Origin of the sequence: Dactylosporangium maewongense (genome assembly GCF_039531485.1) — a bacterium.
GTDB classification, from domain to species: domain Bacteria; phylum Actinomycetota; class Actinomycetes; order Mycobacteriales; family Micromonosporaceae; genus Dactylosporangium; species Dactylosporangium maewongense.
Window position 1 is genome coordinate 1 of the sequence record NZ_BAAAQD010000091.1, and the last position, 1,309, is coordinate 1,309.

1 protein-coding gene is annotated in these 1,309 nt (G+C 71.0%); it reads right to left on the reverse strand.

Annotated elements, in window-relative coordinates:
• A partial coding sequence (tnpC, locus tag ABD332_RS59830) for an IS66 family transposase (protein ID WP_425552476.1) occupies positions 1-1,274 on the reverse strand: 1,274 nt, incomplete at its 3' end.
• Positions 1,275-1,309 lie beyond the last annotated feature (35 nt).

The following is a 1,309-nucleotide window of genomic DNA, read 5'->3' on the forward strand; positions in this document are numbered from 1 at the left end:
GCTCCGGTGGTGGTGCGCCAGGCGCCGCTGATCTTCATCTGGATTTTGGTCATGCGGATGTCGCGTTCGGCTTGGTTGTTGTCGAACGGGACGCGGAGGTCTCGGGTGAAGCACCAGATTTCGGGGGTCAGGCCGCGCATCCGGTTGATCAGGGCTCGGACGGGGTGGCGGATGCCTTTCACCGGTGGGTAGGCGTGGTGGGCGGCGTCGATTCCGGCCTGCCACCGTTCGTGCAGGGCGTGGAGCAGGTTGGGGTCGAGGTGATCCTGGCCGGTGGTGCGGGCGGTTTTGACGGCGTGCCACGCCTCGCGCAGGATCTGGGCGAGGGTGCCGGCCCACGCGCACTTCTCGGGGTGGGTCCGGGCCCAGCCGTCCAGTTCGCGGAGATGGTGGGCGTTGCACATGGCGTGGCCGGTCTGCTGGTAGTCCGGCATCAGGTACGGGCTCCACCCGTCATGGACCGCGACCTGACCGGCGGTCAGGGCGGGCAGGATGTTCATGGTGTTGATCGCGGCCCGTGAGCGGGTTTCGGCCAGGTGGTACACCGTGGACAGCGGGGTGCAGGCCACGTGCAGCCAACGCAGGCACCCCGCGACGCGTAGCCCTGTCTCGTCGAAGTGGACCACGGGACTGGACCGCACCGCGGCGGCGACCCGCTCGTGGAACGGCACCAGCCCGGCTGCGGTGGCGGCGGGTTGCCCGGCCAGCCACCCGGTCGACACCCGCGCCCCGAGCAGCATCGTCAGGATCTGCGCGCACCGCGCGACCGGCAGATGATGCCCGACCAGCAGCCACGTGCCGACAGCGGCGACACCGGGCCCGTACTGGGCCGGGGCGGTCACCCCGGCCGGCGCCGACCCGGCCGTCGCCGTCCCGCACACGCACCGGCAGGTCAGCAGCCGATGCTCGACACTGACCAGACGGGTCTCGGGCAGGTCGAACACCTGCCGGCGCTGCACCCCGCTCACCGGCGCCGCGTCGAGGTTCCCGGCACAGCCATCACATCGCTGCGGACGATGCTCGAACACCACATCCGGGTCGACGACCTGCCGCAACGCCGCACCCGGCGACCCCGGCTGCTTGCCCGGCCGACGTCCGGACCGCTCCCGCAACGACCGCGGCGGCGGCTTACCCAACCCATCCGACGACGGCGGCCTCGACGAATTCGACGAGTTCAACCCCAACCGGCGCCGCAACTCCGCGGCCTCAGCCCGCACCACCGCCAACTCAGCCCGCAACGCCTCGATCGTCGCCGCCTGCTCAGCAATCACCACAGCCTACGCAGCCACCAACGCCGCCAGATCGACAG